The organism is Sulfitobacter sp., assembly GCF_036961165.1.
In the GTDB taxonomy this organism is placed as follows: domain Bacteria; phylum Pseudomonadota; class Alphaproteobacteria; order Rhodobacterales; family Rhodobacteraceae; genus Sulfitobacter.
In genome coordinates this window covers 1-7991 of sequence record NZ_JBALVJ010000112.1, presented here as the reverse complement: position 1 = coordinate 7991, position 7991 = coordinate 1, and the positions used below count along the sequence as shown (strand labels likewise).

The following is a 7991-nucleotide window of genomic DNA, read 5'->3' as shown; positions in this document are numbered from 1 at the left end:
GCGCTATGTCGCAGCCGTTTCTGCGGCCCATTATTGCTGTGCGTTTTACAAACGGGCTTTCTTCGGTAGCCACAAGCGAGCGCAGGAATCTGGACAAGAGCTTCTCTATTCTATCGGCAATCAAGACCTGCTCTTAGAAGATGCCGCAGCTGCAGCCGCTGCCAGGATCGGACATTTAGAACACGGCAAATTCCAATTTTCCGCTGACAGACTCCAGGAACTGTCCGTCAGGCTTCGAGGGTATGTTGCACTCGCGGAACGACTGGCTGGTGATCTGTCCGAAACAACTCTGCTAAGAATACACATAAACAGCCGTAAGCTAACTGCTCTGACATATGCCTATTTTGAGACATCATTTCTCCCACGTTTGATGACTCGGGTGAAAGTCGAGTTCGACACTTTTGATGTTTCCATCATCGACCATTCTGCAAACAATGACGTTCGGCTACTTTATCTAAAATCTCGCTACATGACAGATGCTGATCCTCGACGAGCGGCACAGAAAGCGTTTGATCAGGAAGTCTTGGATCTGAACACTCTTAATTTCAACAATGAAGGACCGAGTTTCCGGGAGTTTGCTCAGACCCTCCTCAAGGCTGGCGTAAAGATTCCTAGCTAGATGAAACGCAATTGGGCTTTCGTCGCGATGGTTGGTAGAATGTAGGCTTGGCCAGAAAGAGACGGGTATTAGACACGCATGTTCGCATTTTACGACCTTGAAACCACGGGGACATCACCCGCTTTCGACCAGCCCCTACAGTTTGCGGCGATCTTGACAGACAACGACCTGAACGAGGTCGAGCGCGTGGATATTCGCTGCAGACTGGCACCGCACATTCTTCCGGCACCATGGGCGCTTGCTGTGACAGGGATCTCGCCAGATCAGTTGGTGGACCCTGCCCTTCCATCATGGTTCGAGTTTTCACATCAGATAAGCGACCTGATCAAACGCTGGGCTCCAGCGACATGGGCCGGTTACAACACACTTGCATTTGACGAAGAGTTTCTCAGGCAATCGTTTTATCAAAATCTTCATCCCAATTTATATCAAACCCAGTTTGCCAACAATGACCGCCTCGATCTCATGAAGGTGATCTACGCAGTAAGGGATCGCGAGCCAGACGCCCTCAAATGGCCACTTGATGATCTTGGGCGCGAAAGCATTAAACTTGATCGCCTCGCTCCCGAAAACGGGTTTGCAAATCATGACGCCCACGATGCCCTCGGCGACGTAAAGGCGACGATCCATATCGCATCAGTTATTCGCAAGCGTGCTCCTGCCGTCTGGGATCAATGCTTGTTGAACCGCGACAAGCATGAGGTTGACCGATTGCTACAAAGCGGGCATCCAGTATGCCTGATCGAACGATTTGGCGCGGCACCACCACGATCCTATTTCGGTGTTTTCGCAGGCATAAACCCGCAGAACAGTAACTCTGTTGCATTTCTCGATCTGGACCTTTGCGATGCTTCTATCATCGATGCCGACGATCAAGATCTTGCCAAAGCGGTTGCTGCATCACCCAAGCTGATACGAACGATTGCGATAAACAAGGTCCCGAACGTCTTTCTTGTAGCCAACCCCAGCTCTGCGCATGGCTCGCTTGCCCGGCTAGTTTCTGCGCATCCTGAATTTCATCAACGTGTGGGACAAGCTTTGGCCGACCGCTATGCGGACAAAGAGCCAGCCCAACACGTCGAACAGTTGATCTATGACGGATTCTACAACGCCGGTGACAAACGGGTCCTTGAAGATTTCGAGACCGCCGATTGGCGTGACCGCGCTCAAATCGTCGCTCAACTAGACGACCTCCGCCTCAAGCAACTGGGTATGCGGCTTATCTTCTCCAACGCCCCAGAGTTCACATCTAAGAAATATCGATCAGCAGCAAGCGACGCGATCCGCGACCGCTGGCTTACCAAGGAGCCATCCACGCCATGGACGACAAAGGCTATTGTAGAAAAACAACTCCACGAGATCGTCAGTGGTGAGGAGCTAGACATGGATCAGATTTGTGCACTTCAAGATTTTTACCACGCAAGGATTTCAGAAATTGACTCATAAGCTGCGCCAACGGTGAGAGCGCGTCAGCGCAACCGCTCTTTGATCCGTTGTGTAGGTTCTAACCCACCAGAAGTACTGTAGTGAATGGGTCCAAAATACAAGAACGATAGAGCGCTCATCACCTTCGGGCTGAAGCACGACTTAAAAGTTCAAATAACAGCACACGCCTGGAATGTTGTTGAGATTTTCGTACTCGTGTACCTTAACTTAGGTCGGCATACCCCTGAAATTTCGAGGGAAAGCCGGGGCGAGCTTCTCGCCCCGGCGCACCAGTCATTCGGTGACCGGATCGTTGTCGCGGCGCGGGAAGGCGACCATTTCGACCTAGGGGAACATGCTGTGTTTGACGTTGATCGACGTGATGTTGCCGGTGTCATCGGTGTTGACGAAGAGGACGCCGCAGCGGTCCCAGAAGTTCTTGCCGTCTTTCTCTCCGGATTTGACGTTCAGTTTCAGTGTTTGAGTAGCCATTTTTTGATCCTCACTTTGAGTGTTTCGATGAACTTGCACAAAGTGGGCACAAAGGGGATGTCAGCGGGAAAATTGGCTCGCGAGGAATGCGCTAGCGCAGGGGAGTTTTCCTGTTGAAGCGGTGCTCACACCGCGTCTTGCATGGCTGCCCGCTTATGTTCAGCAATCAGCAACACTGCGCTGAGGATCCGGCTATGGCTGCACCAGACTGGCTGCCTCGCCAAACCTGAACCGAAACAGCAGAATAGTTCTTCCTTGGTTTGGTCAACTCTTCCAAACAGTATTATGCCCACATCATGAACCGGCGAAATGGTCAACGGGTCGTACTGCTTAGGACGCGTTCGCCCGACTTTGGAGATGACAGGATGTCAATGGAGGATGAACCGCCCCCAGTTTACCGGAGGCTGATTACTTCATGTTATGCGACCATATCTAATGTGCCGAACTGCGCATAGTACCTCTCTTCTGCTTCTGCTGGCGGGATGTATCCGATGGGTTCCAGCAGGCGGCGGTTGTTGAACCAGTCGACCCATTTGAGCGTTTCCCATTCGACTGAGGCCATGGTTTTCCAGGGGCCCAGTCGGTGAATGACCTCGGCTTTGTAGAGGCCGTTTATCGTTTCGGCCAAAGCGTTGTCGTAGGAATCTCCAACGCTGCCAACCGATGGTTCGATCCCCGCCTGGGCCAGTCTCTCAGTATAGCGAATGGACAAATATTGCCCACCGCGGTCGGAGTGATGAATGAGGCCACCTTTGTGAACGGGGCGGCGATCATGCAGTGCTTGCTCCAAAGCGTCGAGAACAAAATCAGTCTTGGGTGAACTCGATACACGCCATCCGACGATTTTGTCTGCAAAGGTATCAATGATAAAAGCCACATAGACGAAGCCCTGCCAAGTTGAAACGTAGGTGAAATCGCTAACCCAAAGCATGTTTGGTGCCGGGGCTCGGAACTTGCGGTTCACCTTGTCTTTCGGACATGGCTGGCTCTTGTCCGGCACGGTTGTCTTCTGCACCTTTCCGCGAATAACCCCATGAATATCAAAGCGTTTCATCAACCTGGCCACGGTGCAGCGTGCGATAGTGAACTTCTCACGTTGTAGTTGATGCCAGACCTTTCGGATGCCGTAGACTTCATTGTTTTCCTCCCAGACACGTTTGATCTCGGGGCTGAGAACTGCATCTCGTTTGGCACGATCCGACGCCAAATCAGGGTCTCTCGCAATGACGGCATGCGCTTGAAATGTTGACTGGGCAATTGGCAAAACCTTGCAAATCGGCTCGACACCCAGGTCATCTCTATGATCTTCGATGAAGGCAATCATCGTTTGAACGGGTGGGCGAGCTCCGCCTGTGCAAAATACGCTGAGGCTTTTCTCAGTATCTCATTGGCTTGGCGAAGCTCTCGGATCTCGCGCTCCATCGCTTTAATCTGGGCGCGCTCATCAGAGGTCTGACCCTCTTTGCGCCCGCTATCGATATCGGATTGTTTAACCCAACGCCGCAGCGTGTCTCTGCCACATCCGATCTTTGGCGCGATGGCCATGATCGCTGCAGATTGATTGGCATACTCGTGTTCATGTTCCAAAATCATCCGAACCGCGCGTGCGCGCACCTCGGTCGAAAACCTGTTTGCTCTGTTACTTTTTTCCATAGGCTCCATCCATACTTACTTTGGAGCCTCCGGCAAACTGGGGGCGGTTCAAACTGGGGGCGGTTCACTGTACCTGTCGCCAAACAGCACAACGGTGCAGATCCTCACCGCCCATTACCGGTATCTGCAAGAATCTAGAGTGCCGGAGGCGTTACAAATTGCAGAGGGATGCATTGACAAAGAACGAAGCAACCCGCTCGCTTGGGCAGTTCTTTCCAACATATTGGCTGTGGATCAGCAACCTGAGCAGAGCTATCACGCCGCGATGCGATCTGTCCGTCTCTCGCAACGTGGAAACTATGCATATTACTTTCAGCATTTTGCCTGCATGGCGGCTGTATCCAATGCTGATTACGAGCAAGCTGTGGCGCACGCAAACCACTCTCTAGCACTGAAACCAAATTTCGCCTCTCCTCTCCGCTACAAAGTGGTTCTTGATAAGGTTTTGGGTAACGAAATTGACCATCGCCAATCCGTAAAGAATATGCGTCGGTTAGAAGCTGATTTTACTGTCAACAAGCTCCTCGACCTGACATATCCAGTCAATACGATGCGACGGTTGCCTTTGATCGAAGCGATAGCTTAGTAGCTGCATCAAAACAACAATCAGGCTTAGAACCAATCACAGTGGCGTTTCACCTTGGACTTTTTGAACCGCCTCGCCAAACCTGAACCTAAGAAATAGGACGGTTCTTCGTTGATTAGCCAGCTTATCCAGGCGATATGATCCTCAGATAATAAAGCAGAGATATGACCTGAGGATCATATCGATTGGAATGCGTTGGCCCGACGTCGGAGACCGTTGGCAACCGCCTCGACCAACAGTTTTGGGAACCCAGTTGGCAGGTTGGCCACGGTATTTTCCAAGGCAGGTTCAAGCTGCGGCACTATTTCCGCCAGAACCTCTTCAGCCAGCTTAACACCATACCCCGCCGCCTTGGCCATCTGCAGAAAGTGGCGCGGCACCACCTCATTGATTCGATAGTGCCCGCCCACTGCCATGGCGAGGCGCATCCGATTCTGGCGGATTTGGCCATCATCCACAGCTTTTTGAGCGCTCAGAACATCATAGAGCGGAGTCATACGGAAACCCCCGGGGCGCAGTGCAATGCTAAAGTTCTTGGCATGCCCGTCTGTCGCCCCTAAGAGCCAAAACAGCACCTGCGCGCGGTAGAAGGCGCTCTGATCGGCCTCGGGGTCGTCACTGCCTGCCAGCAGGCTGATACCTTCGGTGATCCCCGGCCCGCCATCCATTTGATATTTCTGACTTGGCGGCACCGAGAGGGCCTGGCAGAAGTCTTCCTGCGGGAGGCGGATCAACCGGCCGTCGTTGGTCCAGCGTCGGTCGAACCGCGTCACCACAAGACTGCGCACATCCTCAAAGTCAACGATCTCGACCTCTGCCACATCCATGCCCATGGCGCGGCAAAAACTCATGCAGAAGAATTCGTTCTCGACGCTGTCGGACAGGTCGATGCCACCTGGCAGCACACCGAGCTGGGTCTTGAAGATATGGGTCGTGGGGGTCAAGCCCGATGGGCGGATCCATTCACCCTCATGGCGAAGCAGCGCGGTTTTCTCCTGCGCACCTGCGATGGAAATGCGAAAGTCATCATCTTCCTTCAACCCTAGAGGAGCGCTCGTCAGATTGCGCAGCATGTCCGCAATTTGTGCTTCCATAACAGGTTCACCTTCGAGTGCGCCCATCTCGGAAAAATCGCCCGAGACGAATTGCAACGCCCCTACGCAGTCGCGCCCGATCTTCTCCAACATGTGCCAGGCATCAGTGCCGCCCGCACGAACCCGCGCCGCAACGCGCTCTCGGATCGCCTGATTGTCTGGAAGGAGGTTTTCCAGATAGGCGATGACTGGCCCGCCCTGGTGTCCCTCTTCACGCAAAGGGAGCGAAAGCGAGATGGGCATGGCATGTTCCCATGCCAACCATTCTGCATCATAGGTAAAGCTAATCGCGCCAGACCCCGCGAGACGTAGGGCCCCCACCAACCGTCCATTCAAAAGCACCTGCATTGTGCCGCTACGCCCGTGCTTCGCCATCAGAAGATGTCCTCAATCTCAAGCGATCCGCCGCGCTCAACCAACCGAAACTCGAGCCCAAGCGCGGCCATAATGGCCAGCACCGTGGCCAGCTTGGTGCCCGCATCGCCATTCTCGAGCGATGAAATCGTCGCGACACGCAAATTGGTGCGCGCGCTGATATCGCTTTGGGTCCAGCCGCGCGCCTTACGGGTTCGGCGGAGTGCTTCGCCAATCTGTTCGGCTGTTCGTGCTGTGAGGTCCATGATGCGGCTCCTTTTACGGCACAGCGTAAATCAAAATAAATTACGCCGCAACGTAAATTTACATATTTTACGCTATAGCGTAATTCACAAACTGAACTCACACCGAAAGCTCCGCTGCACGCACCTGCTCTGGCGTCACCAGCTTTGAGGCGATCAGATCCTCAATCTGCCGATTGGTGATATGGCGGCACAGGGGATGGCGCTCATGGATCCAAGCGGCGAGGTTGGCGCGGCCTTTCGCTTCGGCCTCTCGCGCCTTCTCGCGGTCGGCCTGTATCTGGGCAAGTCCTTGTTCCCATCGGCGCATCTTGAACCAATTGTCCGAGAAAAAGACCTTGCTGCGCGTGTAGCCTTCGGTCTCAGCAGCATAGGCTTTGGCGGCCCTCAACAGATTATCGGGCTTAACGCCAGTCTTCACAGCCGCCGCAATATGGCGCAGGCAGGTCCGCCGGTCTCGGATCCTGTCTTCGGGATAAGCGGCTAGGACCTTCTCAAATTCAAGATTTTCAACCTCCTCCGTCACCTCGCGCCTGCGCGTAGGTGGTTTATGGAGGGTTTTAGGATGGTTTGGGGTCCACCGTAAACCCCGTACCCCGGTCACCGTGGACCCCGTACCGGGTTCAGGCTGGACGGGGTTCACAGTGACCCCCGTCTCGATATCGGGTTCCGCAGTGGGTTCCATCGCCGCCACGCATTCGAGAACAATGCGGTAAATGACAGTGTAGCCGTTCTTGCAGTGCCGCCGCCCTGTCTCGATCAAAATACCCTCCCGCAGGAAGTCGATGATCGTGCGCTTCACTGTGCTCTCACTGAGCTCTGTGTGGCGCTGGATCGTTCCTTTTGAGCACCAGATGCCCGAGCCGTCATCGCTCGCCTTGTCAGCCAGAAACATAATAATTTGCTTGCGTGCGGCACTGCCAAAGCGGCGCTCAGCGCATTCATTTGCGATACGCCAACTCATGATCGCAGCGCCAATTGGCTTGAGGTCAGACCGAAAATCGGGTAGTGATGAGGGTAGAAAAATCCTTCTATGCCGTTGAGGTGGGTGGCCGCCCCCTCAGCGGTTTTTCTTTGCCTTTTGGCCTGCGAAAAACCGTTTACGTCGCGCTCGTAACCTGTTGAAAAGTGACCGTGAACGAAACAAGTCCGTTTACAATTTCTTCCTGAGAAATCAACGAAATTTTCCGGATTGAAAATCCGTGTACAGGAGTTCGATTCTCCTACTCGCCTCCATATTTTTCAATGACATACGTGATTTCTGTTTGCCGCCTAAGTGCCAGTTTACACTGGTTTACAGAACGGTTGTGATTTTTGCTGTGGCATGGGCTCGGCCCCGCGGCCCGATGGGGTGAGCTGGACTACCTTTTTCAGGTAAAAAGAGCCATGCGACACTTCGGAAGATGCCTGTCGTGTGGGAAGAAGATTTGCTTGGCCGTTCCTGTAATATAGAGGTGGTCGCGGGAATTCGGACCAGTAGTTAAGGTGGATCAACTTGTGAAAGA

Annotated in this window: 8 protein-coding genes and 1 other annotated feature; of the genes, 3 read left to right on the top strand and 5 right to left on the bottom strand. The window is 53.4% G+C overall.

Annotation, left to right across the window (positions count from 1 at the left end; translation table 11 throughout):
- Nucleotides 1–619 (top strand): hypothetical protein (locus V7730_RS21130; RefSeq protein ID WP_335749535.1); only part of this gene is annotated, 619 nt, incomplete at its 5' end.
- A gap of 78 nt (nucleotides 620–697) precedes the next feature.
- Complete coding sequence (locus V7730_RS21125; protein ID WP_335749534.1) at nucleotides 698–2065, top strand: exonuclease domain-containing protein; 1368 nt, start codon at nucleotides 698–700, stop codon at nucleotides 2063–2065.
- A 324-nt stretch (nucleotides 2066–2389) separates the two neighbouring features.
- Here the strand turns inward: V7730_RS21125 and V7730_RS21120 are convergent, their stop codons facing one another.
- Together V7730_RS21120 and V7730_RS21115 are read right to left on the bottom strand one after the other, a co-directional pair.
- Complete coding sequence (locus tag V7730_RS21120; protein ID WP_335749533.1) at nucleotides 2390–2536, bottom strand: hypothetical protein; 147 nt, start codon at nucleotides 2534–2536, stop codon at nucleotides 2390–2392.
- Between the two features lie 418 nt (nucleotides 2537–2954).
- Nucleotides 2955–4189, bottom strand: a protein-coding gene (locus V7730_RS21115; RefSeq protein ID WP_335749532.1) for an IS3 family transposase whose coding sequence is annotated in 2 segments (ribosomal slippage) — nucleotides 2955–3895 and nucleotides 3895–4189 — 1236 coding nt in all. Because the reading frame shifts where the segments join, the coding sequence is not laid out codon by codon here.
- Nucleotides 3787–3902, bottom strand: a sequence feature (AL1L pseudoknot). Its footprint overlaps the gene before it by 116 nt.
- A gap of 94 nt (nucleotides 4190–4283) precedes the next feature.
- Here V7730_RS21115 and V7730_RS21110 point away from each other — a divergent pair.
- On the top strand, nucleotides 4284–4775 hold the full coding sequence (locus tag V7730_RS21110; RefSeq protein ID WP_335749531.1) for a hypothetical protein: 492 nt from the start codon (nucleotides 4284–4286) through the stop codon (nucleotides 4773–4775).
- A 176-nt stretch (nucleotides 4776–4951) separates the two neighbouring features.
- On the opposite strand, the gene V7730_RS21105 is transcribed toward V7730_RS21110, so the two are convergent.
- The 3 genes from V7730_RS21105 to V7730_RS21095 all read right to left on the bottom strand — a co-directional run bounded on the left by V7730_RS21105 (nucleotide 4952) and on the right by V7730_RS21095 (nucleotide 7450).
- On the bottom strand, nucleotides 4952–6244 hold the full coding sequence (locus V7730_RS21105) for a type II toxin-antitoxin system HipA family toxin (protein WP_335749530.1): 1293 nt from the start codon (nucleotides 6242–6244) through the stop codon (nucleotides 4952–4954).
- A complete protein-coding gene (locus V7730_RS21100) occupies nucleotides 6244–6489 on the bottom strand; it encodes a helix-turn-helix domain-containing protein (RefSeq protein WP_137193494.1) in 246 nt (81 codons plus the stop codon). Before V7730_RS21100 ends, V7730_RS21105 begins: the two co-directional genes overlap by 1 nt.
- A gap of 97 nt (nucleotides 6490–6586) precedes the next feature.
- Nucleotides 6587–7450 carry a hypothetical protein gene (locus V7730_RS21095; RefSeq protein WP_335749529.1) on the bottom strand — a complete coding sequence of 288 codons (864 nt, stop codon included), beginning with the start codon at nucleotides 7448–7450 and terminating at the stop codon, nucleotides 6587–6589.
- Nucleotides 7451–7991: the final 541 nt, after the last annotated feature.

Bases quoted from the DNA above. Each gene is read 5' to 3' on its own strand.
- V7730_RS21125 (WP_335749534.1), top strand. From the start codon at position 698: ATGTTCGCATTTTACGACCTTGAAACCACGGGGACATCACCCGCTTTC.
- V7730_RS21120 (WP_335749533.1), bottom strand. From the start codon at position 2,536: ATGGCTACTCAAACACTGAAACTGAACGTCAAATCCGGAGAGAAAGAC.
- V7730_RS21105 (WP_335749530.1), bottom strand. From the start codon at position 6,244: ATGGCGAAGCACGGGCGTAGCGGCACAATGCAGGTGCTTTTGAATGGA.
- V7730_RS21100 (WP_137193494.1), bottom strand. From the start codon at position 6,489: ATGGACCTCACAGCACGAACAGCCGAACAGATTGGCGAAGCACTCCGC.
- V7730_RS21095 (WP_335749529.1), bottom strand. From the start codon at position 7,450: ATGAGTTGGCGTATCGCAAATGAATGCGCTGAGCGCCGCTTTGGCAGT.